Raw genomic sequence first — 25,750 nt, forward strand, 5'->3', positions numbered from 1 at the left:
CATGTCGGAAGTCAATCCTCGCCAGGGTCGCCTGGCTTGCATCTATTTCTTCGCCATGGCCGGGCTGGTCATCGGCAACCTGATGGGACGCATCCCGGCGCTCAAGGAGCAGACCCAGCTGGACGAGCGCGCGCTCGGCCAGGCCCTGCTCGGCGTCGGGGTCGGCGCGCTCACGGCGTTCCCGTTGAGCGGTTTCCTGGTCCAGCGCATCGGCAGCCGCAGCGTAGTGATCGGCGGTTGCCTGATCATGCTGCTGGTGTTTCCGCTGCTCGGCCTGAGCCAGGGCTGGTGGCAACTGGCGTTGGCCTTCTACGTGCTGGGCGTGAGCTTCGCCGGGATGGACGTGGCGATGAACATCCAGGCGGTGGATGTCGAGCGCCTGCTCGGCAAGCCCTGCATGTCCATGCTGCATGGCATGTACAGCCTCGGTTGCCTGGTCGGTGCGTTGAGCGCCGCGGCCCTGGCCGGACTGACGCCGTTCTGGCACTTCCTCATTCTCACCGCACTCGGCCTGCTGAGCCTGCCATTCTTCGTACGCGCGTTGCTTCCGCCGGACCCGAGCAAGGCGGGCGCGCGCAAGGGCGGCGGCTTCACCTTGCCGCCGCGGGCCTTGCTCGGCCTGGGCCTGCTGATTCTCTGCGCGTTCGTTTCCGAGGGCGGCGTGGCTGACTGGAGCGCGCTGTTCCTGCACAGCGTTCTGGATGCTTCCGAGCGGGTGGCGGCGCTGGGCTTCGCGGCGTTTTCCGCGGCGATGGTGGTGGGGCGGCTGTTCGGCGACCGCCTGCGCGGACGCATCGACGATGCGCCGTTGCTGCGCGGCCTGGGTTCGCTGGCCACGCTGGGCATGCTGGTGGCGCTGTTCAGCCCCTGGCCGGCGCTGAGCATCGCCGGTTTCGGGGTGGTTGGCCTGGGACTGTCGGTGATGGTGCCGATCGTGATCAGCGCTGCTGGCAACCAGCCGGGCATCGATCCGGTGATCGGGGTCGCCGCCGTCTCTACCGTGGGGTATGGCGGACTGCTGATGGGACCGCCGCTGATCGGCCTGCTGGCCCACGAGATCGGCCTGCGCTGGGCATTGCTGGTACTGGTCGGTCTTTGCCTGTTGCTGGCCCTGCGCGCCGATCTGGTCCGGCGCAGGCCGCGCAGCGCCTGAGGCTTTCTGGCGGCAAGAAAAAAGCGCCGGCGGGGCAGGCCGCCGGCGCTTCGTCGTGGTTCCCGATCAGTCGTCTTCGTGCATGTGCGACTGCAGGTAGTTCTCCAGGCCGACTTTCTGGATCAGGCCCAACTGGGTTTCCAAGTAGTCGATGTGCTCTTCTTCCGACTCCAGGATGTCCTTCAGCAGGTCGCGGCTGACATAGTCGTGCACCTGCTCGCAATGCACGATGGCTTCGCGCAGGTCCTTGGTCGCCTTCAGCTCCAGGTTCAGGTCGCACTGCAGCATTTCCTGGGTGTTCTCGCCGATCAGCAGCTTGCCGAGGTCCTGCAGGTTGGGCAGGCCTTCGAGGAACAGGATGCGCTCGATGAGCTTGTCGGCATGCTTCATCTCGTCGATCGACTCGTGGTACTCATGGGCGCCGAGGCGCTTCAGGCCCCAGTCGTTCCACATGCGCGAGTGGAGGAAGTACTGGTTGATCGCGATCAGCTCGTTGCCGAGGATCTTGTTGAGGTGCTGGATGACTTTCTTGTCGCCTTTCATGCCGAATCCTGCCGTCGTAGTGGGTGTGATTCGCCAAGTTTGGCCGCGACGAAGCAGGGTGTCAAACCTAAGTTATTGAAATATAAGGGAAAAAGAATATGAATACGAATGTTTTCTTTCCGCGTTCTGCCGCTAAGTCATTGAATTGAAGGCATAAAAAAACCGGGCGCCAGGCCCGGTTCTTCTGAAAGAGGGATAAAAAATATTTTTCAGGCAGCGACGAACGCCGTAGTCCCGAACGCCGGTACCGGCTGGGCACTCTGCAGGTCGTTGAGGGTTTCGCGTACCACCTGCTTGGCCAGGCATGCGCACTTGCCGCACTGGGTACCGACGCCGGTGGCTTCGCGAACCTCACGATAGCTGCAGCAGCCTTCGTAGATGGCATCGCGGATCTGGTTGTCGGTAACACCTTGGCAGAGGCAGACGTACATGGCGATCTGGCTACTGGGAAGTTGAGTTGGAAAAGATACTAATAATAATGAGAATGATTGTCAAAGTTCCCTGGAGCGTTTTAGTCGGGTTTTTTTCGCCCCCCGACAAATGGCTTTGTCGGACAAAGACTTAGCGCCGGCTGGGGCGGGGTGTATGATGGTTGTTTCCCGGGGAACGGCGCCCCTGCCATCGAGGCTTCACGAGGAGCCGGCAGGCTGCGGTGCCGTCCTTCAACCTTCCGCTTAAAGGAGACATGGAATGAGCGTACTCGTAGGTAAGAAAGCGCCTGACTTCAACGTTGCCGCGGTACTGGGCAATGGCGAGATCGTCGAGAGCTTCACCCTGTCCGAGGCCATCAAGGGCAAGTACGGCCTGGTGTTCTTCTATCCGCTGGACTTCACCTTCGTCTGCCCGTCCGAGCTGATCGCCCTGGACCACCGCATCCCGGAATTCCAGGCGCGCAACGTCGAGGTGATCGGCGTTTCCATCGACTCCCACTTCACCCACAACGCCTGGCGCAACACCCCGGTGGACAAGGGCGGCATCGGCGCCGTCAAGTACACCCTGGCGGCCGACACCAAGCACGAGATCGCCAAGGCCTATGACGTCGAGTCCGACGGCGGCGTGGCCTTCCGTGGCGCGTTCCTGATCGACAAGGAAGGCGTTGTGCGCTCGCAGATCGTCAACGACCTGCCGCTGGGCCGCAACATGGACGAGCTGCTGCGTCTGGTCGATGCCCTGCAGTTCCATGAGGAGCACGGCGAAGTCTGCCCGGCCAACTGGAAGAAGGGCGACAAGGGCATGACCGCATCGCCCGAAGGCGTGGCCAAGTACCTAGCCGAGAACGCCAGCAAGCTGTAAGAAGAGCCTGCTTCGCGCGTTGGAAAAAGCCCCGCTTCGGCGGGGCTTTTTCATGGGCTCGCGAGGGCCGGCAGCCCCATCCCAGGTCACGCGCCTCGCTCCGAAGAGGGGGAGATTGCCTGACCGGTCGCGTAGGACGGATAACGTCCTGGCGTTATCCGCCTAAGTGGGCCGAGGCTCAGTCGTCGTCATCCATCCAGCCGCCCATTTCCTTCCAGCGGTTGACGATGCCGCAGAACAGCTCGGCGGTCTTCTCGGTGTCGTAGCGTGCCGAGTGCGCCTCGCGGTTGTCGAACTCCATGCCGGCGGCCTGGCAGGCCTTGGCCAGGACCGTCTGGCCGTAGGCGAGGCCAGCCAGGGTGGCGGTGTCGAAGCTGGAGAAGGGATGGAACGGATTGCGCTTGATCCCGGTACGCGCCACGGCGGCATTGAGGAAACCGAGGTCGAAGCTGCTGTTGTGGCCGACCAGGATCGCCCGCTTGCAGCCATTGGCCTTCAGCGCCTTGCGGATGCCGCGGAAGATCTCGGTGAGTGCCGCTTCCTCCTGCACCGCCATGCGCAGCGGGTGGTCAAGCTTGATGCCGGTGAATTCCAGCGCGGCCGGCTCGATGTTGGCGCCTTCGAAGGGCTCGATGCGGAAGAAGTAGGTGTGTTCCGGGAACAGGAAGCCTTTCTCGTCCATGCCGACAGTGGTCGCGGCGATTTCCAGCAGCGCGTCGGTGGCCGAGTTGAAGCCGCCGGTCTCGACGTCCACCACTACCGGCAGGTAGCCGCGGAAGCGGCGCGCCATCGGATGGCGCGGGCCGCTGGGGAGGCTGCCGTCGAATTCGTCGTCGAAGTTGTCTTCGCTCATGCCCCGGCCTCCAGCAGTTTCCAGCGGAGTGTCTCGCCGGCGCGCAGCGGCACCACGTCGAAGTCGCCGAAGGGGAGGCTGGCGGGCGCCTGCCATTCCTCGCGGACCAGGGTGATCCGGTCGGTGTTGCGCGGCAGGCCATAGAAGTCCGGGCCGTGCAGGCTGGCGAAGCCTTCCAGCTTGTCCAGCGCATTGCGCTGTTCGAAGGCCTCGGCATACAGCTCGATGGCGGCGTAGGCGCTGTAGCAGCCGGCGCAACCGCAGGCGGCTTCCTTGGCGTGGCGGGCGTGCGGCGCCGAGTCGGTGCCGAGGAAGAATTTCGGATTGCCGCTCACCGCGGCGTCCAGCAGGGCTTCCTGGTGGGTGTTGCGCTTGAGGATCGGCAGGCAATAGAAGTGCGGACGGATACCGCCGACCAGCATGTGGTTGCGGTTGTACAGCAGGTGATGGGCGGTAATGGTCGCGCCGACGTTGGCCGGGGCTTCCCGGACGAACTGGGCGGCGTCGCCGGTGGTGATGTGCTCGAAGACCACCTTCAGGGTCGGGAAGCGCTCGACCACCCGGCGCAGGTGCTCGTCGATGAACTGCTTCTCACGATCGAATACGTCGACCTCGGCGCGGGTCACCTCGCCATGCACCAGCAGCGGCATGCCGACCTCGGCCATCGCCTCGAGCGCTTCGAAGATATTGTCGATGCGGGTCACGCCAGAGTCCGAGTTGGTGGTGGCGCCTGCCGGATAGAGCTTGGCGGCATGCACGAAGCCGCTGGCCTTGGCGGTACGGATTTCCTCGGCGCTGGTGCGGTCGGTGAGGTACAGCACCATCAGCGGCTCGAAGCGGCTGGCGGCGGGGCGGGCGGCGAGGATGCGCTGCCGGTAGGCGTCGGCTTCGGCGGCGTTGCGCACCGGCGGCACCAGGTTCGGCATGACGATGGCGCGGCCGAAGGTGCGGGCGGCGTCGCCGACGGTATTGGCCAGCGCGGCACCGTCACGCAGGTGAATGTGCCAGTCGTCGGGGCGCAGGAGGGTGAGACGGTCGGACATGGGGCTTCCAGGACGGGATTTCGTGGGGGGAAATGCTACCGGAAAAGGGGGGGCGGGGCACTCGCTATCAAGTTTTGTCCGGGCCGTCCGATACATCCTTCGTATTTGGACGCTTTCCCGGAGCCCGCCGTCGTGCAGCCGCGCCTTCTTCTATTGCCTTTCCTGCTCAGCAGCCTGCCGGCGCTGGCGGTGACCTTCCAGACGCGGCTGGAGAGCGTCGAGTGGAAGGTCGAAGGCGACCAGTTCGAATGCCGCCTGTCGCAGCCGGTGGCGAATTTCGGGGTCGGCGAGTTCGTCCGGCGTGCCGGCGAGCAGGCGACCTTCCGCCTGAAGCCCGAGGCCCAGTGGCTGGGGCGCGGGTCGGCGACCTTGCTGGCTGCCGCGCCGCCCTGGCGACCGGGACAGGGCGACATCAACCTTGGCCAGGTCAGCATCGGTAGCGGCGAGGTGCCGTTCAACAGCAACCAGCAACAGGCCGGTCGGTTGCTCACCGGCCTGCTCGAGGGGCGCAGCCCGCTGGTCCGCCATCGCACCTGGCAGGGCGATCGCCTGGAGGTGCGCCTGCTGCCGGCGCGCTTCGCCAGCGTCTACAGCCAGTACCAGGCCTGCATCGCCAAGCTGCTGCCGGTGAACTTCGACCAGGTCAAGCTGGCCCAGGTCGGCTTCCCCGACGGCGGCACGGCGCTGAACGACGTGGCGCGAGCCAAGCTGGACATCATCCTGCAACTGCTCAAGGCCGATCCGAGCATCAACCGGATCGAACTCGACGGGCACTCCGACAACAGCGGCAACCGCCTGACCAACCGCGACCTGTCGCGCCGCCGCGCGCTGGCGGTGCAGGAGTACCTGAAGAGCAACGGGGTGCCGGAAAGCCAGATCAACGTGCGCTTCTACGGCGAGCGCTACCCGCTGGTGGCCAACAACAGCGCCGCCAACCGTGCGCGCAACCGCCGGGTCACCGTGCACCTGTCGCGCGAGGCGGTGGTCGAGCCGGCGACGGAAGCGCCGAAGGCCGAGGACAAGCCGGCGCCGCCCGCGGCAGAACCTGCCGCACCGAAGCCTCCGGCCGCCTCGCTTCAGGGAAAACCCACGGTTTGAGTCGCGCAAACGATAGAATCTGTCGCTTTTGCGTCTAAAGCTGTCGCCCCTCTGTAATTTCCCGAATGCCCTGCGTAGAATTGTCGCTTTTCGTGACGACCCCCGTGGAGTGATGGCATGGCGGATGTGAAGAAGGTAGTCCTGGCGTATTCCGGCGGCCTGGATACCTCGGTAATTCTGAAGTGGTTGCAAGATACCTATAACTGCGAAGTGGTGACCTTCACCGCCGACCTCGGCCAGGGCGAGGAAGTCGAACCGGCTCGCGCCAAGGCCCGCGCGATGGGCGTCAAGGAAATCTACATCGACGACCTGCGCGAAGAATTCGTCCGCGACTTCGTCTACCCGATGTTCCGCGCCAACACCGTCTACGAAGGCGAGTACCTGCTGGGCACTTCCATCGCTCGTCCGCTGATCGCCAAGCGCCTGATCGAGATCGCCAACGAGACCGGCGCCGACGCCATCTCCCACGGCGCCACCGGCAAGGGCAACGACCAGGTCCGCTTCGAGCTGGGCGCCTACGCGCTGAAGCCCGGCGTCAAGGTGATCGCGCCCTGGCGCGAGTGGGACCTGCTGTCCCGCGAGAAGCTGATGGACTATGCCGAGAAGCACGGCATCCCGATCGAGCGCCACGGCAAGAAGAAGTCGCCGTACTCGATGGACGCCAACCTCCTGCATATCTCCTACGAAGGCGGCGTGCTGGAAGATACCTGGACCGAGCACGAAGAAGACATGTGGAAGTGGACCGCTTCCCCGGAAAACGCGCCGGACACCCCGACCTACATCGAGCTGACCTACCGCAAGGGCGACATCGTCGCCATCGACGGCAAGGACATGACCCCGGCCGAGGTGCTCACCGAGCTGAACCGCGTCGGCGGGATCAACGGCATCGGCCGCCTCGACATCGTCGAGAACCGCTATGTCGGCATGAAGTCCCGTGGCTGCTACGAGACCCCCGGCGGCACCATCATGCTCAAGGCCCACCGCGCCATCGAGTCGATCACCCTGGACCGCGAAGTGGCCCACCTGAAAGACGAGCTGATGCCCAAGTACGCCAGCCTGATCTACACCGGCTACTGGTGGAGCCCGGAGCGCCTGATGCTGCAGCAGATGATCGACGCCTCGCAGGTCAACGTGAACGGCGTAGTGCGCCTGAAGCTGTACAAGGGCAACGTCGTGGTGGTGGGCCGCAAGTCCGACGACTCGCTGTTCGACGCCAACATCGCGACCTTCGAGGAAGACGGCGGCGCCTACAACCAGGCCGATGCCGCGGGCTTCATCAAGCTCAACGCGCTGCGCATGCGCATCGCCGCGAACAAGGGCCGCACGCTGTCCTGATCGATGCGCGCCGCCTGCGATGGAACGAAGAACCCCGGCCATGAGCCGGGGTTCTTCGTTACGGATTGCTGAAAGCGATAGCCGGGGCCGTTCAGGAAGACTTCTGGATCAGTTCGATCTTGTAGCCGTCCGGGTCGGTCACGAAGGCGATCACGGTGGTACCGTGCTTCATCGGCCCGGCTTCGCGGGTGACCTGGCCGCCGTTGTTGCGGATGTCGTCGCAGGCCTGGTAGGCGTCGTCGACCTCGATGGCGATATGGCCGTAGCCGGTGCCGATCTCGTAGGCATCCACGCCCCAGTTGTGGGTAAGCTCGATCACCGCGGAATCCGCCTCGTTGCCATAGCCGACGAAGGCGAGGGTGAACTGGCCGTCGGGATAGTCGTTCTTCCTGAGCAGGGTCATGCCTAGCACCCGGGTATAGAAATCGATCGAGCGATCGATGTTTCCGACCCGGATCATGGTATGGAGAATGCGCATTTTCATTGCCTCGAGCTTCACGGTCAAAGGCGGATTTTACCATGTGGCCGGCAACCGGCTGCGAGATCGGGATCGTCCCCGTCCCGGCGACCGGCCCTTTGCCGGACTTCCCTTCCTACGGGGCGTTTCGCCTCTTCCCTGGGCCGGCCGTCGATAGCCGGTCGGCCTGCCTCCGCCACCCTCCCGAGCTGCCCGCTGCGTCTCCGAGCGTGCCAGGCGTCCCGCCCCCGGTGACCGGCCGAAAGCTCGCTGCGCCTTCGCCATGAGGTCGGAAAAAAGGGGGGTTGACCTTGCCAAGGTGTCAAGGTCGATAACCGGCCACGGAAGCGGTTTCGTCCAGCCAGGCCACGCAGGCTCAGACCAGGAAGGCACAACAATGAATCTCAGACACTTCATCCGCATCACCGCGACGCTAGGTGTCGCGGCCCTTATCGCTGGCTGCGGGGAATCGGCGCCGCCGGGAGCGGCGAGCGCCCCGCCAAGCGTTCCCGTAGCCGAGGTGGTGGTTCGCCCGGTGACACCCTACGCCGAGTTCACCGGCTCGCTGACCGCTGTCGAGCAGGTAGAACTGCGGCCGCGCGTCGCCGGCTACATCCAGGACGTTACGGTGCCGGAAGGCCGCCTGGTAGAGAAGGGCCAGCAACTGTTCCTCATCGACCCGCGCGTGTTCAAGGCGGCGCAGGATGCCGCCAGGGCACGCCTGCGCGAGGCCGAGGCCGCGGCGTTGCTGGCGCGCACCGAACACGAGCGAGCCGAGCTGCTGTATGCGCGGAAGGTCGTCGCCCGGGAGCGGCTCGACAGCGCCATCGCCTCGCGCAATGCCAGCAAGGCCCAGGTCGATGCGGCCAGGGCCGCCCTCGACGCGGCGCAACTGGATCTCGGCTTCACGCGGGTGACGGCACCGATCGGCGGGCGTGTCGGGCATATCCAGGTCACCGAGGGCAACTACGTCACCAATGGCGTCACCGCGCTGACCAGCATCGTTTCGGTCGATCCGCTGTACGTGTACTTCGATGTCGACGAGCGCACCTACCTGCAGGCCCTGGCGCCGACCCGCGGCAGGGAAGGCGAGCAGGCCCCCAGGGTCAAGGTGGCGTTGCTCACCGACGAGTCCTATGGACGAAGCAGTCGCCTCGATTTCCTCGCCAATGCCGCCGACCGCGGGACCGGCACGGTCCGGGTTCGGGCGGTGGTCGACAACCCGGACGGGCAACTGACGCCGGGGCTGTTCGCCAAGGTCAGGCTGGAGACCGGCAAGCCTCGCGAGCAGGTGCTGGTCGCCGACCATTCCATCGGCACCGACCAGGGCCGGCGCTATGTGCTGGTCGTCGACGAGGGCAACAAGACCCAGTACCGGCCGGTGGAACTCGGCCCGATGGTCGACGGCCTGCGGGTCGTCCGCCAGGGCCTGCAGCCGGGCGAGCGCATCGTCGTCAAGGGCCTGGTGCGGCCGGACATGCAGATCACGCCGCTCCTTGCGGAAATCGATGGCACGCCCGTCGACCTGTCGAAGACCGTGGGGGCCGCACAATGACATTCCCACGCTTCTTCATCGATAGGCCGATCTTCGCCATCGTTCTTTCGGTGCTGATGATGATCGGAGGCATCGTTTCGTTCTTCCAGTTGCCGCTGAGCGAATACCCGGCGGTGACGCCGCCGACCGTGCAGGTGACTACCGCCTATCCCGGCGCCAACCCCGACGTGATCGCGCAGACGGTGGCGACACCGCTGGAGCAGGCGATCACCGGGGTCGAGGGGATGCTGTACATGTCCTCGCAGTCGGCCACCGACGGGCGAATGATCCTGACTATCACCTTCGACCAGCACATCGATCCCGACATGGCCCAGATCCAGGTGCAGAACCGGGTCTCGCGGGTGCTCTCGCGCCTGCCCGACGAGGTGCAGCGGCAGGGCGTGGTCACCCAGAAGACCTCGCCGGACATCCTCATGGTGGTGCACCTGCTGTCGCCGGAGCAACGCTACGACCCGCTGTACATCTCGAACTACGCCTACCTCCAGGTGCGTGACGAACTGCTGCGCCTGCCGGGGATCAGCGATGTGGTGGTGTGGGGCGCCGGCGAGTACAGCATGCGCCTGTGGCTCGACCCCGACCTGATCGCCGCGCGCGGGCTGACGGCGGGCGAAGTGATCGCCGCGGTACGCGAACAGAACGTCCAGGTGGCGGCCGGCGCCGTCGGCCAGGCGCCGGACTCCACCGCGGCCTTCCAGGTCACGGTGAATACCCTCGGGCGGCTGAGCGACGAAGAGCAGTTCGGCGACATCATCGTCCGCACCGGCGCCGACGGCCAGGTGACGCGCCTGCGCGACGTCGCGCGGATCGAGATGGGCGGCGATGCCTATGCGCTGCGCAGCCTGCTGGACGGCGAGCCGGCGGTGGCCTTGCAGATCATCCAGAGCCCCGGAGCCAACGCGCTGGATACCGCCGAAGCGGTGCGTGCCACCGTGGCGAGGCTCGAAGGCAACTTCCCGGCCGGCCTGAGCGCGCGCATCGCCTACGACCCGACGGTGTTCGTCCGCGCTTCGTTGCAGACCGTGGCCACCACCCTGCTGGAGGCGATCCTGCTGGTCGTGGTGGTGGTGGTGCTGTTCCTGCGTAGCTGGCGTGCTTCGCTGATTCCGCTGATGGCCGTGCCGGTCTCGCTGGTCGGCACCTTCGCCGTCATGCACCTGATGGGTTTCTCGCTGAATACCCTGTCGTTGTTCGGCCTGGTGTTGTCGATCGGCATCGTCGTCGATGACGCCATCGTGGTGGTGGAAAACGTCGAGCGCCACATCGAGAACGGCGAGCCGCCGCTCCAGGCCGCGCGGCGTGCGATGGACGAGGTCACCGGGCCGATCATGGCGATCACCTCGGTGCTGGCGGCGGTGTTCATCCCCACGGCCTTTCTCAGTGGCCTGCAGGGCGAGTTCTATCGTCAGTTCGCCCTGACCATCGCCATCTCCACCATCCTGTCGGCGCTCAACTCGCTGACCCTCAGCCCGGCCCTGGCGGGCCTGCTGTTGCGTCCGCGGCCAGCCGGAGGTGCGGTGGCGGGGCGCTTCCAGCGACTGCTCCAGGCCCTCGGCCGACCGTTGCGAAATGCCCCCGAGGCCTACGGCAACGCGGTGCGCAAGGTGGTGCGGGTGAGCGGCCTGGCCCTGGTGGTGTATGGGGGCCTGCTTGGCCTGACCTGGGTCGGTTTCCAGGCGGTGCCGCCGGGCTTCGTGCCGATGCAGGACAAGTACTATCTGGTCGGCATCGCCCAGTTGCCGAACGGAGCGTCGCTGGAGCGTACCGATGCGGTGGTCAGGCAGATGTCCCGGATCGGCCTCGACGAGCCGGGGGTGGAGAGCGTCGTGGCCTTTCCGGGCCTGTCGGTGAACGGTTTCGTCAACGTGCCGAACGCCGCGGTCATGTTCTTCATGCTCGATCCGTTCGAATCGCGCACCTCCGCCGATCTCGGCGCGCTGGCCATCGCCGGGCGCCTGCAAGCCAGGTTCGCCAGCATTCCCGACGGCTTCCTCGGGGTCTTCCCGCCGCCGCCGGTACCGGGGCTGGGAACCATCGGCGGCTTCAAGATGCAGGTCGAGGATCGCGGCGGCGCCGGGCTGGAAGCCCTGGCCAGGCAGACCCAGGTGCTGATGATGAAGGCCACTGAGTCCGGCCAGCTCGGGGGCTTGATGACCAGCTTCGATATCAATGCCCCGCAGCTCGAGGTGGTGGTCGACCGCACCAAGGTGAAGAGCCAGGGCGTTCGCCTGGCCGATGTGTTCGAGGCATTGCAGGTCTACCTCGGCTCGCTGTACATCAACGACTTCAACCGCTTCGGTCGCACCTACAAGGTCACTGCCCAGGCCGATGCGCCGCACCGCATGCAGGCCGAAGCCATCGGGCGCCTGCAGGTACGCAATGCCGCCGGGGCGATGTTGCCGCTGTCCTCGTTCGTCACCGTGACGCCCAGCTCCGGTCCCGACCGGGTGATCCACTACAACGGCTATCCGTCGGCGGATATCAGCGGCGGCGCGCTTCCCGGCGTCAGTTCGGGACAGGCGGTGGCGTTGATGGAGCGCCTGGCCGGCGAAGTGCTGCCCGAGGGCATGACCTTCGAATGGACCGACCTGACCTACCAGCAGAAGCTGGCCGGCAACAGCGCGCTGTTCATCTTCCCGCTGTGCGTGCTGCTGGCCTACCTGATCCTCGCCGCGCAGTACAACAGCTGGCTGTTGCCGCTGGCGGTCCTGCTGATCGTGCCGATGTGCCTGCTCAGCGCGATCGCCGGGGTGTGGCTGGTGGGCGGCGACAACAACGTGTTCGTCCAGATCGGGCTGGTGGTGCTGGTAGGCCTGGCGGCGAAGAACGCGATCCTGATCGTCGAGTTCGCCCGCACGCTGGAGGCCGAGGGCGCCCGTGCGCTGGAGGCGGTGGTCGAGGCTTGCCGCCTGCGCCTGCGGCCGATCCTGATGACCTCGCTGGCGTTCATCGCCGGCGTGGTGCCGTTGGTCATGGCCAGCGGCGCCGGAGCGGAAATGCGCCAGGCGATGGGCGTCGCGGTATTCGCCGGGATGCTCGGGGTGACGCTGTTCGGCCTGTTCCTCACGCCGGTGTTCTACGTACTGGTACGGGCACTGGCGGCGCACCTGGAGCGACGCGCCGGCGGCAGCCTGGCGCATCTGGAGGGAGGCCGTCCATGAAGCCATACCTGCGGTCTTCGTTGAGCGCGCTGATCCTGCTGGGCGGCTGTGCCGCGGTGGGGCCCGACTATGCGCCGCCGAGCGCGTCCGCACCGGCCAGCTTCGGCGCGATGCCGGCGGGTATCGATGGCGGTGGCGTGGAGATCGAGTGGTGGCGCGGGTTCGACGAGCCAGACCTGGAGTCTCTGATCCAGCGGGCGCTCGCGGCGAACCTCGACATCGCCCTTGCCGGCGCGCGCCTGGACGAAGCGAAGGCGCTGCTGCGCGAGAACCGCGAAGAGTTCCTGCCGCGCGGCGGCCCGGCGTTCGATTACCAGGCCCGGCGGCGCGGCGAGGTGGAAACACCGGCCGGCCAGCAGCGCGACATCGAGACCTATCGCGGCGCGCTGGATGCTTCCTGGGAAATCGACCTGTTCGGCCGGGTGCGGCGCTCGGTGGAGGCCGCCGAGGCGCAGGCGGGCTCGCGCGAGGCCCTGCAGCGCAACGTGCAGGCGAGCGTCGCGGCTACGGTTGCCATGACCTGGTTCCAGCTACAGGGCATCGAGGCCGAACTTGCGGTGGTCCATGACATCGCCGGCAACCAGCGCGACAGCCTGGAGATGGTCGAACGCCTGGTCAGCGCCGGCTCCGCCCACGAGTTCGACCGGTTGCGCGCCGAAGCGTTATTGCACAACGTCGAGGCGGCCGTGCCCGACCTCGAACGGCGCCGCGCCGCCACCCGCAATGCGCTGGCCGTTCTCCTCGCGGAAGCCCCGCAGGCCTTCAGCCCGCCGGTCGCCCGTGCCTCCGGGGAAAGGCTGACGCTCCGCACCCTCGGGGTCGGCGATCCGGCGGGACTGCTGGCGCGTCGCGCCGACATCGCCGCGGCCGAACGCAACCTGGCGGCCGCGACCGCACGTATCGGCGTCGAGACCGCGGGGCTGTATCCGCAGGTCGAGGTACGCGGCTCGATCGGCCTGGTCGCCGGCAATCTCGATGCTTTGGACGAGAGTGGTACGTCCTTCAACGTCCTGAACCCGGTGATTCGCTGGGCGTTACTCGACCGCGGTCGCGTGCGGGCGCGGATCGCCGCCAGCGAGGCCCGTGCGCAGGAGGCATTGATCCTCTACGACCGGACGGTGCTGCGCGCCCTGCAGGAGACCGATGATGCCTTCAACGGCTATGGCGCTGCCGCTGACAGGCTCCGCCTGCGCCTGCTCGAGGCGACGGCCAATCGCGAGGCGGCGCGCCTGGCCCGGGAACGCTTCGTCCAGGGGGACGGCGAGTACCTGGACGTGCTCGAGGCGGAACGCTCGGACTACCTCAGCCGGCGCGCATTGAGCATCGCGCGCACCGAGCAGCGCCTTGCCGTCGTGGGTATCTACAAGGCGCTGGGTGGTGGCTGGGAAGCCTGCGCGGGGGCGCGGCGCTGTGGCGTGGCTACCGACGATACCTCTCCAGGCGTGGCACGGCAGCGCGACAGTCGCTCCTGATCAGCCGCCGGCGGTTTCCGGCCGCCGGCCTTCGCTCGACTGCCTAGGTCGAGGGCCGTGCGGCGCGTCCTCCGGTTATTTGGCGAACCCCGGGAGTACGGATTGCCTGGCGCGGATCGCTCGTCCCTGTCCGCCTTATCGATAAGTCGGTTCCGAACTCTTTTTCGGTAGTTCATTCAGATGGATGAGTGAAGAGGGCAGATGGAAAGTATCTGCTCGGGACTTCAATGTTCAGAAGAGTGGGGAAGTATTACTTTCTCATTGTTCTTCAGGTACGTTCCGGCTGCCCGCCGTTTCTTATTGAACGAGGTCACTCTTGTGCCTCTGCGCTCGCGCCGCACGGAGACGTCGAATACATATCGTCGAGAGGTTCTTCAGTGGTGAGTGGAGCTGGCTGACGCGGTATCTCGGTTGCCTGGCGGAGTTGTTCTATATGTTCGTTCTTGGCTTTGCCCGTTGTTTGAAGTTTGCGGAATAACATCTGGAACTATTCATATGAATTTTTGAAAGTTTGGTTTACCTGAGAGATTTATGAGTTGACCTTGTCACGATGGCAGGACTCATGGTTCGCAGGAGTCAACAAACCAGGAGGTTGCGATGTTTTCTTTCCATATTCCGAACATGACCTGCGGCGGTTGTGCCAAGACTGTCACCCGTATCCTGCACGGCGTCGATCCCCAGGCGCGCGTAGAGACCGATCCCCCTCGGCGCGAGGCTAGGGTCGAGAGCACTCTGGACAAGCACGCATTCCTCGAGGCGTTGAGCGACGCCGGTTATCCGGAGGGCCGTTGAGTGCATGGGCATGACGCAGGCGTAGGGTCGGATAGTAGCGTTTCGCCCAGTGCCGGCAATAGGAAAATGATTTTCATTGAAGTCTGCGCGCCATATGCCATCAATGGCGCTTGGCTATTGTGGAAAGAACGCTTTGGAATTTGTAAATCAATATTTCAGTCGGCCGCGAGGTGACAGTTATGTGAACGGAAAGAGGCGCTGACAGGAAACCCTAAAAGTTATTCTCCGATGGATTCGCAGGCCTTTAGCTCGGGGTTTTTCGCAGCGCATCCAGTGTTATCGAAGAGCACCTTTCGGCGAACTCCGTTGTCCGCCGAGAAGGCCGCTGCATTGCTTGACCTTGCCACCGTGGCAAGCTTTACGGTCGCCCCGCACAACAACAAAAACAAGGGTGATCCAAATGACTTCAAATCCGTTACAGCAATGCTGCAGTTCTTCCTCCGATATGAATATCCGTTCCCAGCGGACAATGTCGGAACCTGCCCGAAATGCATCGGCTCTCCTGGCTGAAGCCTTGAAACCCGGTGCCTCCCTGGACCAGATCACGCTCGCGCTCGAGGCGATTCTCGCGGTCACGGCCAAAGGCCTGGGCGGCGATGCTTCGGCTTACGCGCAGTACCAGGCGTTGCTCCTGGAACTGCACGTAGGCAGCGATCCGCATACGGAGCCGACCCGCCGCTGGATGGCGAGCCAGGTCTACCTGGTCGAGGATCGTTTCGCTCCCGAGCCGGCCGGTTTCAGCGCCGTCCCGGTGGAGGAGTTCCGCAAGAAGGTCGACGCCGAGATCGAGGCGCGCAGCCGGGTGCGCCATCCCATGTCGGTCCACCTGTTCCAGGGCACGCCGCCGGTCGAGGACGTGCGCTTCTTCCTGGAACACCATTGGGTCCGTTCCTACAACTTCTACAGCCTCCTGGCGGAGCTGGCCTTCCGCTTCGAAAACATCGAGGACGCCTCGGTGTTCTACCGCAACCTCTACGGCGAGGCCGGGGCGGAGACGCCGGAGCGCTCGCACCCCGCGTTGCTGTCCCACCTGATGACCTACTTCGACATACCGCTGCGCATCGATTTCCCGGCGCTGCATCCGCTGGAGAAGGCCTACCTCAACAACCGTATCCGTTGCGTGCGGCACACCGATGTCGCCTGGGGCCTTGCGCTCCTGTACGCGGTCGAGTCGGTGAGCTGCGTCAACCACCGGCGCATCTACGAACTCCTGCAGCGCCTGGGCGTGCCCGAGCAACCCAGCGAGTTCCATCGCCTGCACGGCACCCAGGACGAGATCGATACCGAGGAGATGTGGGCGCTGATCGCCAAGTTCGCGCCGAGCGAAGACTTCCAGCGCAAGTTCATGCAGTCGCTGGCGCGCCACTTCGAAATCAACCGGGCCTACTTCGACCTGCTCTGGGAGCAGATGCAGGCGAATTCCCTGGCCATGGCCTGATGCCTATCCAGAACAAGAACAAGGAGTACAGGATGAATACCCGCAATTTTTCCCTGCCGCAGTTGCAGAACCTGCCCATCGATGAAGCACGCATCGTTGCCGATGCGCTGGCCGTCCACGCTACTTCCCGCCAGATCGATAGCGCCGCGAGCAAGCTGGCCGCGCTGGCCGAGGCAGGGCTCAAGGGCGACCGCCAGGCCTATGCCGCGTACCAGCAGTTGCTCTACGTCCTTTCGTTGAGCGACGACGTGGCGACCGCCCAGACCCGGCGCTGGCTGGCCCGGGCGATCTATCGCGTCGAAGAGCGTTTCATGCCCGCCGCCGATCTTTCCAGGGCGCTGTCCGAGGAGGATTTCCAGAAGCGTCTCGAACAGGAAATCGCCGCGCAGTCCCGCGAGCGGCACCCGATGTCGCAGTACGTGTTCTCCGGCTCGGCCTCCCGCGCGCAGCTCCAGGTGTTCCTCCGTCACCAGTGGTTCCGCACCTTCCGCCTGTACCGCGATGCGGCCGACCTGTTGGTCAACCTGACCGATGTGGACGAGGCCGCGGCGCTCGCGCGTTACCTCTATGGCGAGTTGGGCGAGGAAGACGAAAAGGGTTCGCATCCGCGCCTGCTGGCCAAGCTGCTCGAGGCCATCGGCCTGGAGGCGGACTTCCAGGCCGTGTCGACGATGCCCGAGGAAATCGCCTACCTGAACAATCGCGCCCGTGCCTTCCGGCATGCCGAGGTCGGTTGGGGGCTGGCGGTGTTCTACATCACCGAACTGGTCGTGCCGGGGAACCACGAAAAGCTCTATCGGGCCCTGCTCCAGGCCGGCCTGAGCGAGGACCAGGCGGAGTACTACAAGGTCCACATCAGCCTCGTACCGCCGCGGGCCAAGCGCGAATGGCAACTCATCGCGCGGCGGATTCCGGACGTGCAGTTCCAGAATGCGTTCCTGACCTCGCTATCGCAGCACTTCCGTGTGGAAAGGGCCTATTACGACGCGATCTGGGAAGAGATGCAGAGCGTCAAGTGACTTCCACCGGGACAAAGCGAGCACTCGAAAATGCCAAGTCACATTACGGAATCCCGTATACACGGGGGCGCCTACTCGTCCCCGGCATTCGCCGCGATCTTTTCCGATACCAACCAGGTGCGGAGGTGGCTGGATGTCGAGCGAGCCTTGGCGGCGACCCAGGGCGAGATGGGCATCATCCCCCACGAGGCGGCGCGGGAGATCGACCGCGCCGCCCAGGTGGAGCGCTTCGACCTCATGCAACTGGGCCGCGAAAGCCTGGAGACAGGGCACCTGCTGGTGCCTACCATCCGCGCCCTGGCGAGGTTGTGCGAGGGTAGCTGGGGGGAGTACGTGCACTATGGCGTGACCACCCAGGACATCCTCGACACCGGGCTGATGCTGCAGGTCAAGGAAGCCTGGGGCCATACGCTCGGGCTCCTGCACTCGATCCGTGGCCATCTGCTGGCGCTCGCCCTGCGCCACCAGCACACGCCGATGGTTGCACGCACCCACGGGCAGCAGGCGCTGCCCACGACCTTCGGCTACAAGGTCGCCGTCTGGGTGGATGAAATCGACCGTCACCTGGCGCGCTTCGACGAGGCGCGCGAACGCGTCCTGGTCGGCAATCTGACCGGTGCCGTGGGAACCCTGGCGTCGTTCGGCGCCCAGGGCTTCGAGCTACAGCGGCGAACCCTGGCCAGGCTTGGCCTCGGCGCGCCGTCGACCAGTTGGCACAGCGCCCGGGACCGGGTGCTGGAGGTTGCCGGGTTGCTGGTCCAGGTGTCGGTGACGCTGGGCCGGGTGGCGAACGAGATCTACCACCTGCAGCGCAGCGAAATCGACGAGATACGCGAGGGCAGCCGGCCGGGACAGGTGGGCAGCAGCACCATGCCGCACAAGCGGAACCCGTCGTCGGTCGACCTGGTCAGCGCGCTGTCGCGGCTGGTGCGGGCACAGATGGTGGCGCTCACCGATGCCGCGTTCCAGTTGCACGAGCGCGACGGCACCGCCTGGCGCATCGAGTGGGCGGCGTTGCCGGAGCTGTTCGTCTACGCCGGCGCCTTGCTGACCCGCATGGAGGCGGTGCTGGCCGAGGGGCTCGAGGTGCGCGAGGAGCGCATGCGCGCCAACCTCGACCTGCTGGGTGGGCTGATCCTGTCGGAGCGGGTCATGCTCGCGCTGGCGGGGCAGTTCGGCAAGCAGACCGCCCACGAACTGCTCCATGAGATAACCCAGGCCTCCCAGCGGCAGGGCGTTCCGTTCCGCGAGGCGCTGCTCGGGCAGCCAAGGTTGCGCGGCTGTTTCAGCGCCGAGGCGCTCGAAGAACTGCTCGACCCCGTCGGCTACGTCGGCCTCGCCGCGGAGATGGTCGACCTGGTCGCCGGCAAACCACGAACCGGCGCGTCGGGCGACAGGCCCGAAGGCGCCGCCTCTTCCCAAGGAAATCCCGGTCAGTCCCAGTACGTGATGGAGGATAGGTGATGGATGCTGAATCGCTGGAAATGCTTGCCCGTTCCTCGTGCACCGCGCATCCGCAGAGCTTCGGCGGCGCACCGGCCGAGTCGTCCTGCAAGCACGAACACAGTCACATCGTTGACTCTAAAACCCATGGCGGCGGCTACGCCGGTCCGGTGAGCCGCCGGATCTTCTGTAGCCACTGCCGCCTGCAACGCTGGCTCGACGTGGAGGCGGCGCTGGCGCTGGCGCAGGCCGATGTCGGCGTCATCCCGCCCGAGGCGGCGCTGGAGATCGCGAAGGCCGCCAGGCTTTCGGCCGTCGACCTGCAGCAGATCGCCGACGGCGTGGCCAGCACCGGGCACTCGCTGATGCCCCTGCTGGGCGCGCTGCAAAGGAACTGCAGCCCCAGCGCGCGCGAGTACGTGCATTTCGGCGCGACCACGCAGGATATCCAGGACACCGCGCAGTCCCTGGAAATGCGCGATGTGCTGGATGAAACGGAGCGGGCGCTGGACATCCTCCTGGACCGGCTCTCGGTGCTGGCGAGCGGGACCCGCAATGCGCTGATGGTCGCCAGGACCCACTCGATCCCGGCGTTGCCGACCACCTTCGGGCTGAAGGTGGCCGGCTGGATCGACGAGTTGCTGCGTCACCGCGAACGCCTGGGCGAGGCGCGCAAGCGGATCCTGGTGGTGCAACTGTTCGGCGGCGTGGGCACGATGGCCGCCTTCGGCGACGAGGCCATGCTCCTGCTCGAAAGCTTCGCGCGGCGGCTGTCGCTGGACGTGCCGCTGGCGGGTTGGCACGTGTCCCGCGACCGGGTTACCGAGTTCGTCAGCACCCTGGCCATGGTCACCGCGTCCCTGGCGCGGATCGCCGACGAGATCCGCACCCTGAACCGCTGGGAGATCGGCGAGCTGGAGGTGGGCTGGACGCAGCAGCAGATCGGTAGCAGCACCATGCCCCACAAGCGCAATCCGGAAGGCTGCGAGCAGGTCGTGGTGCTGGCCCGGCTGGCCAAGGCCCAGGTCCTGCTCGCGTTGGACGCCATGATCCTCGAGCACGAGCGGGACTACCGCGGCACGCGCCTGGAATGGTGTGCGGTGGCGGACGTTTCCCACTATGCGCTGATGGCGCTGTCGCTGCTGACCGACACCATCGACGGGCTCACGGTCCACGACGAGACCATGGCGCGGACGGCGAATGCATACAGCGATGCGATCTGTACCGAGGCGTTCGTCTTCGAGATGGCCAAGCAACTGGGCAAGAGCAGCGCTTACGAAATCATCTTCGAGATCACCCAGGCCTGCCAGCGCAAGCGGATTCCGATGCGCCAGGCGCTCGAGTCGGATCCGCGGGTGGGCGCCGTCATGCCGAAGGAAACCCTGGCCAGGCTGTTCGAGCCGCGGACCCATCTCGGCATGGCCGGGACCATCGTCGACAAGGTGCTGGACAAGGTCGCCAGCCACCACTGAATCACCCGCCGCCAGAGGCGGCGGTACTGCATATCAACGGAGAACAAGAATGACAAAGGCTAACGAGATCGAAACCGCGAAGGTCAAGCAGTTTTCAGCACGGATCATGGAGGACTACGGCAATACCCTGCGCGGCGCGATGCTCTACATCGGCGACCGCCTGGGGCTGTTCAAGGCGCTCGCCCATGGCCAATGGGTGACCCTGGAAGAGCTGGCGCAGCAGACCGGCTACACCACCCGCTACCTGCGCGAATGGCTGGGCAGCATGGTCACCGGCAACTACCTGGCCTACGATCCGCAGAGCAGGAGCTATCGGTTGCCGGCCGAGTTCGTCCCGGTGCTCGCCGACGAGGACTCGCCTTATTTCGCCGGCGGGATCATCCAGTTGAGCGTGCCCTTCGTGAGCATGGCGCCGAAGATCATCGAGGCCTTCCGCTGCGGCGGCGGTTGCCCCGAGGAATCCTTCCCGCTGGAAACCTGGGAAGGCATGGAGCGCATGACCATGCCCTGGTACAAGCACTTCCTCGTGCAGCACTGGATTCCTTCGCTGGATGGCGTCAAGGAAAAGCTCCAGGCGGGTGGCAGCGTGCTCGATTTCGGCTGCGGCAGCGGGCTGGCCGCGATCATGATGGCCAAGGCGTTCCCCGAAGCCCAGGTCTATGGCTGTGACTTCCACGCGCCGTCCATCGAACGCGCGCGGGCGAACGCCGAGGCCGCGGGGGTCGGCGACCGGGTGCGCTTCGAGGTCAGCGATTCCGATGCGCTGGCGGGCAAGAAGTTCGACTTCGTCACGACCTTCGTGGTCATCCACGACGCGACCGACCCGCAGCAGATGATGAAGGACCTGCGCGAGTCGACCGCCGACGATGGGACCTACCTGATGGTGGAACTCAACCTGTCGCAGGAACTGCACGAGAACATGAACCTGTTCGGTCGCGTGATGTACCCGCAGAGCACGCTGTATTGCATGACCTGTTCGCTGTCCCACGGCGGCGAGGGCCTCGGCGCCTTCATGGGCGAGGACCGCGCGCGGCAGATGGCCGAGGCCGCCGGCTTCAGTCGCTTCCGCAAGGTGCCTTCGGAGTGGCCGCCGCTGCCGGCGCTGTTCGAACTGCGACCCTGAGGTTGCACGCCCGGAGTCGCCTGGCGCGGCTCCGGGGCGAGGGTGGCGTCCGCGGCGGACGCCACCCGCAGCCCGGTGTGTCCGGGACCGCCGCAGTCGTTTCGTCCCTGTCTGCCTCGGCCTGAAGTCTTCGCTGCGAAGACCCTCGTCCTTATATAAGCAGGGGAGTTGCTGCGAGCAGAGGTCGAGAGCCTGCGGCACTCGTTCAAGCGAGCGATGTGGCTGTCAGGAAACCTTCCCCTGTTACCGAATGGAGCAATGTTGCTCCTTGTGTGTGCAACAACGCCCCACTTCCCGGAAGCCTGGCGAACCGCGTGAAAACCGCTCGGAGCGCCTTTCGTCGCAGGATTCCTCGGTAATTCTCCGCGCTTTAATTCAACTCTCTGATTTTAAAAGTTTAATACTCGAAACAAGGCTGTTTCGCCGGTGAACTTTCATCTGGCATGGCTTCTGCAAGTTTTATATTTAAAACGATGTTTCATATATAAAACAAGACAAGAGGCTTAGTCCAGATGAGAGCGACGTCGTTGAGCATCCTCACTTCCGAGCATTCGCTACCTGTAGCCGCTCCTGCGGATAGCCGTCTCGAAATCGAATTCCGCGGCGTCGCCAAGCATTTTCCGGGCCGCGGCAAAAGCGCGGCGACCCTCGCGGTGCAGGGGCTCGACCTGGCCATCCGCCGCGGCGAGGTGGTGTCCATCATCGGGCCGTCCGGTTGCGGCAAGAGCACCCTGCTGAACATGGGGGCGGGTCTCTACGCACCCAGCGAAGGCGAGGTGCGGGTCGGCGGCGAGCGGGTCAGCGGTCCGGTACGCAAGGTCTCCTTCATGTTGCAGAAGGACCTGCTGATGCCCTGGCGCAGCATTCGCCGCAACATCGAGCTGGGCCTGGAGATCGACGGTCGCGCGGCCGGCGAACGGCGCGCCATCGCCGAGGAAATGCTGGAGAAGTGTCACCTCGCCGGTTTCGCCGAGCACTATCCGTTCCAGCTTTCCGGCGGCATGCGCCAACGCGCCGCCCTGGCCCGAACCCTGGCCACCGACCCGCAGGTGCTGTTCCTCGACGAGCCGTTCTCGGCCCTCGACGCGCAGACCAAGATGATCCTCCAGCAGGACCTGGCGCGGATGCTCTGCGAGCAACGCAAGACCGCGCTGTTCATTACCCACGACTTGGTCGAGGCGATCGCCATGTCCGATCGCATCCTGGTGATGAGCGCGCGGCCGGGCACCATCGTCGAGGAGATCGAGGTCGGCCTGCCGCTGCGCGACAACCCGCTGGAGCGCCGCAAGCTGCCGGAGATCGGGCCGCTGGTCGGGCGCCTGATGACCCTGCTGAAAGTGGGCGAGAGCGCCGAGCTGCACTGATCGCCGCCTGCCGATCCGAATTCCGTTACAGGAGCCGCTGATGTCCAAGTCATTGCTCAACGCCGCATTGTGCGGCGCGTTGTTCGCCGCCGGCCTGACCGTCCAGGCCGCCCCGCGGGAAGTCACCTACCTGCTGCCGGCACCGCCGAACTCGCCGGCCTTCGCACCCTGGGTGATCGCCCGGGAGAAGGGCTACTACGCCGACCTGGGCCTGAAGGTGACCTTCGTCGCCGGCAAGGGCGGGGTCGACGTGGCCAAGCAGATCGGCGCCGGCAACGCACCGGTCGGCGGCGCCATCGGCGATACGCCGATCGTGGTGCGCGCCAACGGCATCCCGGTGAAAGCCGTGGCGGTGCTCGGTGCCGGCGGGGTGACCATGATCGCCACCGATGGCACGGCCGGTATCGACAGCGTCAAGGACCTCAAGGGCAAGACCCTGACCGTGATGTCCTACTCCGACACCACCTACTACGCCCTGCTGGCGTCGATGCGCAAGGCTGGCCTGGGCAAGTCCGACGTGGACATCCAGGCGGCCGGCCCATCCGGCGTCTGGCAACTGTTCTCCGCCGGCCGCTCGCAGGCCATGGCCGGCGTGCCGGACTGGGTGGTGAGTGCCGAGGATGCCGGCCGGCAGGTGAAGTTGCTGCCGGGCAGCGAGGTGTTCGAGAGCATGGCCCAGGCGATCCTCGCCTCGGACGAGGCCATCGAGAAGCAGCCTGAGGTGGTCGGCGGGGTGGTCAGGGCGACCCTCATGGGCATGCGCGACATCATCGCCGACCCAAGGCAGGCCGCCGCCACCTTCGCTGCCGCGGTGCCCGCCTACAAGGGCCGCGAGGCCAGCCTGGAACGGGTCCTGCGGCTCTATGTCGAGCACGTCTACGCCAACCAGCAGCCGCTCGGGCACATCGATCCGCAGCGCCTGGACAAGGTTCGCAGGTTCTACGTCAGCGAAGGCATCGTCGGCCGCGAGACGCCGCTGGACGAGCTTTACACCAACCGTTTCGTCGAGTCCGCCGACCTGACCGCGCAGCACGGAGCCCGCCCATGAACCTCTCCACCAGACCCTTGCTCGGCAGTCTCGCGCTGTTGTTCCTGTTCCTCGCTGCCTGGCAGTGGGGGCCCGGCCTGCTCGGCATGCCCGAGTTCGTCCTGCCGGGGCTGAGCCGGGTGGCGGCGGAGGGCGTGGCCATGTGGCACGGCGCCGGACTGCTGGAGCACACGGCGATCACCAGCCTGGAGATCGTCGTCGGTTTCGCCCTGGGCGCGCTGCTTGGCGTGAGCATCGGCGTTGCCCTCGGCCTGTCGCCGACCACCGAGGCCATGCTCTCGCCCTACATCCTGGCGCTGCAGATCGCGCCGAAGGTGGCCTTCGCCCCGCTGTTCGTGATGTGGCTGGGCTATACGGTGTACCCGAAGATCCTCATCGCCGTGCTGATCGTGTTCTTCCCGGTGATGATCAACGTGCTCTCGGCCATCCGCACCGTCGACCCGGACATGATCAACCTGGTGCGCGCGATGAGCGCCAGCCGTTGGCAGATCTTCCGCCTGGTGGAGTTCCCCTCGGCGATGGCCGCGCTGTTCTCCGGCCTGCGCATCGCCTCCACCCTGGCGGTGATCGGCGTCACCGTCGGCGAGCTGGTGGGCGGCAACAAGGGCCTCGGCTTCCTGCTGGTGGATGCCGAAGGGCAGGGCAACACCGCCGGGGTGTTCGTCGCCATCGTCATGCTCACCCTGATCGGCGTGCTCGCCTATGGCGCGGTGGTCTGGGCCGAGAAGCGCGTCCTGCATTACCTGCCGAAAGCCAACCTGGGCACGGTGTGAACGCCATGAGCCAGAACTCTCTTCTCGACGGTCGCCGCGTGCTCCTCACCGGCGGCGCCCGCGGCCTCGGCTACGCCTTCGCCGAAGCGGCGGCACGCGCCGGCGCCCGGGTGGTGATCGCCGACATCCTGGAGGAACGCGTGCAGCGCTCCGCCCGTGAACTCGCCGAGCAGGGCCTGGATATCAGCGGCCTGCCACTGGACCTGGCCGACCCGGTTTCGATCGAGCGCTGCGTGGCCGCGGCGGTCGAGCGCCTGGGCGGTCTCGACGGCCTGGTGAACAACGCCTCCATCACCAACTCCGGCGGCAAGAGCTGCGAAGAACTGGAGATCGAGGTGTTCGACCGGGTGCTCCAGGTCAACGTGCGCGGCACCTGGCTGATGACCCGTGCCTGCCTGCCGGCGCTGCGCGAGTCCGGACGTGGCGCGGTGGTCAACCTGGCCTCCGACACCCCGCTGTGGGGCGCGCCCAACCTGCTCGCCTACAGCGCCAGCAAGGGCGCGCTGATCGCCATGACCCGCAGCCTGGCCCGCGAGCTGGGCGGCGACGGCATCACCGTCAACGCCATCGCTCCCGGACTGGTGGAGGTCGAGGCCACCGAGTACGTGCCGGCCGCCCGCCACCGGCTCTACCGCGAGCAGCGCGCGCTCCAGCGCGGCCAACAGCCGGCGGATGTCTGCGGCGCGGTGCTGTTCGCCCTTTCCGACCTTTCCCGCTTCATCACTGGACAAACCTTGCCGGTCAACGGCGGGTTCGTCATGCCCTGATCCGGAGGACTCCATGACCGATCTGAACCAGAACGCCCCGAAATCCTGGGACCGCCCCGAAGGCGCCAGCTTCGAGGAGTGGTGCAACACCCGCATCGCCCGTTACTCCACCCGCAAGTACGACTGGAACGCGCTGAAGTTCCAGGCCGACTACGACCCCAGGTTCCGCCGCGCGCAGATGCGCTACATCGGCACCGGCGGCACCGGTGTGGCCAGTGACATGAACACCATTCCGTCCGAGCACTTCACCTTTTCCACCATGGTCATCCCGGCGGGTCACGAAGGCCCGCCGCACCTGCACATCGACGTCGAGGAAGTGTTCTTCGTCCTGCGCGGCAAGCTCAAGGTGGTGCTGGAGAAGGACGGCGAGCGCTTCGAGACCATCCTCACCGACCGCGACGTGATTTCCGTGCCGCCGGGCGTGTACCGCGAGGAGATCAACATCGGCGACGAGGATGCGCTGATGTGCGTGATGCTCGGTGCGAAGAAGCCGATCACCCCGACCTACCCGCCGGAGCACCCTCTGGCGAGCATCAAGCGCTGAGGCCGCC

Annotated in this window: 24 protein-coding genes; 19 read left to right on the forward strand and 5 right to left on the reverse strand. The window is 65.8% G+C overall.

The features are described from left to right. Window position 1: 1 nt before the first annotated feature. Window positions 2-1,153, forward strand: a complete 1,152-nt coding sequence (locus AC1RB9_RS07265; protein WP_003104266.1) for an MFS transporter — start codon at window positions 2-4, stop codon at window positions 1,151-1,153. A 66-nt stretch (window positions 1,154-1,219) separates the two neighbouring features. Here the strand turns inward: AC1RB9_RS07265 and bfrB are convergent, their stop codons facing one another. Together bfrB and AC1RB9_RS07275 are read right to left on the reverse strand one after the other, a co-directional pair. Beyond that, window positions 1,220-1,696, reverse strand: coding sequence for a bacterioferritin BfrB (gene bfrB, locus AC1RB9_RS07270; RefSeq protein ID WP_003092078.1), 477 nt, complete (start codon window positions 1,694-1,696; stop codon window positions 1,220-1,222). A gap of 209 nt (window positions 1,697-1,905) precedes the next feature. Continuing rightward, window positions 1,906-2,127 (reverse strand): bacterioferritin-associated ferredoxin, encoded by a 222-nt coding sequence (locus tag AC1RB9_RS07275; RefSeq protein ID WP_003092075.1) that lies wholly within the window; start codon window positions 2,125-2,127, stop codon window positions 1,906-1,908. A gap of 259 nt (window positions 2,128-2,386) precedes the next feature. Here AC1RB9_RS07275 and AC1RB9_RS07280 point away from each other — a divergent pair, with 259 nt between their 5' ends. After that, entirely contained in the window at window positions 2,387-2,989 is a 603-nt protein-coding gene (locus tag AC1RB9_RS07280) for a peroxiredoxin (RefSeq protein WP_003092073.1), read from the forward strand. Between the two features lie 178 nt (window positions 2,990-3,167). Here AC1RB9_RS07280 and rnt read toward each other — a convergent pair whose 3' ends face one another. Further along, window positions 3,168-3,842 carry a ribonuclease T gene (rnt, locus tag AC1RB9_RS07285; RefSeq protein WP_003092070.1) on the reverse strand — a complete coding sequence of 225 codons (675 nt, stop codon included), beginning with the start codon at window positions 3,840-3,842 and terminating at the stop codon, window positions 3,168-3,170. Continuing rightward, window positions 3,839-4,885, reverse strand: coding sequence for a dihydroorotase (gene pyrC / locus AC1RB9_RS07290; RefSeq protein ID WP_003092068.1), 1,047 nt, complete (start codon window positions 4,883-4,885; stop codon window positions 3,839-3,841). Before pyrC ends, rnt begins: the two co-directional genes overlap by 4 nt. A gap of 132 nt (window positions 4,886-5,017) precedes the next feature. Here pyrC and motY point away from each other — a divergent pair, with 132 nt between their 5' ends. Further along, window positions 5,018-5,983, forward strand: coding sequence for a flagellar protein MotY (gene motY / locus AC1RB9_RS07295; protein ID WP_003092066.1), 966 nt, complete (start codon window positions 5,018-5,020; stop codon window positions 5,981-5,983). 117 nt (window positions 5,984-6,100) lie between these two features. Further along, entirely contained in the window at window positions 6,101-7,318 is a 1,218-nt protein-coding gene (locus AC1RB9_RS07300) for an argininosuccinate synthase (RefSeq protein WP_003092065.1), read from the forward strand. A gap of 91 nt (window positions 7,319-7,409) precedes the next feature. Here the strand turns inward: AC1RB9_RS07300 and gloA are convergent, their stop codons facing one another. Next, the gene (gloA, locus tag AC1RB9_RS07305; RefSeq protein ID WP_003110007.1) at window positions 7,410-7,796 is read right to left on the reverse strand and encodes a lactoylglutathione lyase; all 387 of its coding nucleotides are present in this window, start codon (window positions 7,794-7,796) and stop codon (window positions 7,410-7,412) included. Between the two features lie 376 nt (window positions 7,797-8,172). Between gloA and mexP the strand changes: the two genes are divergently transcribed. The 15 genes from mexP (at window position 8,173) to AC1RB9_RS07380 (ending at window position 25,743) form a co-directional block, all read left to right on the forward strand. After that, window positions 8,173-9,330, forward strand: a complete 1,158-nt coding sequence (gene mexP, locus AC1RB9_RS07310) for a multidrug efflux RND transporter periplasmic adaptor subunit MexP (RefSeq protein WP_003117521.1) — start codon at window positions 8,173-8,175, stop codon at window positions 9,328-9,330. Continuing rightward, entirely contained in the window at window positions 9,327-12,488 is a 3,162-nt protein-coding gene (gene mexQ, locus AC1RB9_RS07315; protein WP_003453571.1) for a multidrug efflux RND transporter permease subunit MexQ, read from the forward strand. The genes mexP and mexQ overlap by 4 nt, the downstream gene beginning before the upstream one ends. Next, the gene (gene opmE / locus AC1RB9_RS07320) at window positions 12,485-13,960 is read left to right on the forward strand and encodes a multidrug efflux transporter outer membrane subunit OpmE (RefSeq protein ID WP_003453569.1); all 1,476 of its coding nucleotides are present in this window, start codon (window positions 12,485-12,487) and stop codon (window positions 13,958-13,960) included. Before mexQ ends, opmE begins: the two co-directional genes overlap by 4 nt. A gap of 597 nt (window positions 13,961-14,557) precedes the next feature. Beyond that, window positions 14,558-14,752 (forward strand): heavy-metal-associated domain-containing protein, encoded by a 195-nt coding sequence (locus AC1RB9_RS07325; RefSeq protein WP_003453567.1) that lies wholly within the window; start codon window positions 14,558-14,560, stop codon window positions 14,750-14,752. A gap of 228 nt (window positions 14,753-14,980) precedes the next feature. Next, a complete protein-coding gene (locus AC1RB9_RS07330; RefSeq protein ID WP_161789441.1) occupies window positions 14,981-15,262 on the forward strand; it encodes a hypothetical protein in 282 nt (93 codons plus the stop codon). Beyond that, entirely contained in the window at window positions 15,153-16,190 is a 1,038-nt protein-coding gene (locus AC1RB9_RS07335; protein WP_003119554.1) for an HOASN domain-containing protein, read from the forward strand. The genes AC1RB9_RS07330 and AC1RB9_RS07335 overlap by 110 nt, the downstream gene beginning before the upstream one ends. 32 nt (window positions 16,191-16,222) lie before the next feature. Then, the gene (locus AC1RB9_RS07340; RefSeq protein ID WP_003110004.1) at window positions 16,223-17,209 is read left to right on the forward strand and encodes an HOASN domain-containing protein; all 987 of its coding nucleotides are present in this window, start codon (window positions 16,223-16,225) and stop codon (window positions 17,207-17,209) included. A 30-nt stretch (window positions 17,210-17,239) separates the two neighbouring features. Next, window positions 17,240-18,673, forward strand: a complete 1,434-nt coding sequence (locus tag AC1RB9_RS07345; protein WP_023085992.1) for a class-II fumarase/aspartase family protein — start codon at window positions 17,240-17,242, stop codon at window positions 18,671-18,673. Then, window positions 18,673-20,124 (forward strand): class-II fumarase/aspartase family protein, encoded by a 1,452-nt coding sequence (locus AC1RB9_RS07350; protein WP_003092055.1) that lies wholly within the window; start codon window positions 18,673-18,675, stop codon window positions 20,122-20,124. Before AC1RB9_RS07345 ends, AC1RB9_RS07350 begins: the two co-directional genes overlap by 1 nt. A 49-nt stretch (window positions 20,125-20,173) precedes the next feature. Then, window positions 20,174-21,247: a class I SAM-dependent methyltransferase gene (locus AC1RB9_RS07355; RefSeq protein ID WP_003092054.1), complete on the forward strand. Its 1,074-nt coding sequence runs from the start codon at window positions 20,174-20,176 to the stop codon at window positions 21,245-21,247. Window positions 21,248-21,759: 512 nt separating this feature from the next. Then, complete coding sequence (locus AC1RB9_RS07360) at window positions 21,760-22,611, forward strand: ABC transporter ATP-binding protein (RefSeq protein ID WP_003130104.1); 852 nt, start codon at window positions 21,760-21,762, stop codon at window positions 22,609-22,611. A gap of 40 nt (window positions 22,612-22,651) precedes the next feature. Further along, the gene (locus AC1RB9_RS07365) at window positions 22,652-23,659 is read left to right on the forward strand and encodes an ABC transporter substrate-binding protein (protein ID WP_003112897.1); all 1,008 of its coding nucleotides are present in this window, start codon (window positions 22,652-22,654) and stop codon (window positions 23,657-23,659) included. Continuing rightward, window positions 23,656-24,432 (forward strand): ABC transporter permease, encoded by a 777-nt coding sequence (locus tag AC1RB9_RS07370; RefSeq protein ID WP_003112898.1) that lies wholly within the window; start codon window positions 23,656-23,658, stop codon window positions 24,430-24,432. Before AC1RB9_RS07365 ends, AC1RB9_RS07370 begins: the two co-directional genes overlap by 4 nt. A gap of 5 nt (window positions 24,433-24,437) precedes the next feature. After that, complete coding sequence (locus tag AC1RB9_RS07375; protein WP_003112899.1) at window positions 24,438-25,199, forward strand: SDR family oxidoreductase; 762 nt, start codon at window positions 24,438-24,440, stop codon at window positions 25,197-25,199. A gap of 13 nt (window positions 25,200-25,212) precedes the next feature. Then, entirely contained in the window at window positions 25,213-25,743 is a 531-nt protein-coding gene (locus AC1RB9_RS07380; RefSeq protein WP_003112900.1) for a cupin domain-containing protein, read from the forward strand. Window positions 25,744-25,750: the final 7 nt, after the last annotated feature.

Source organism: Pseudomonas sp. 20-5, assembly GCF_056782835.1.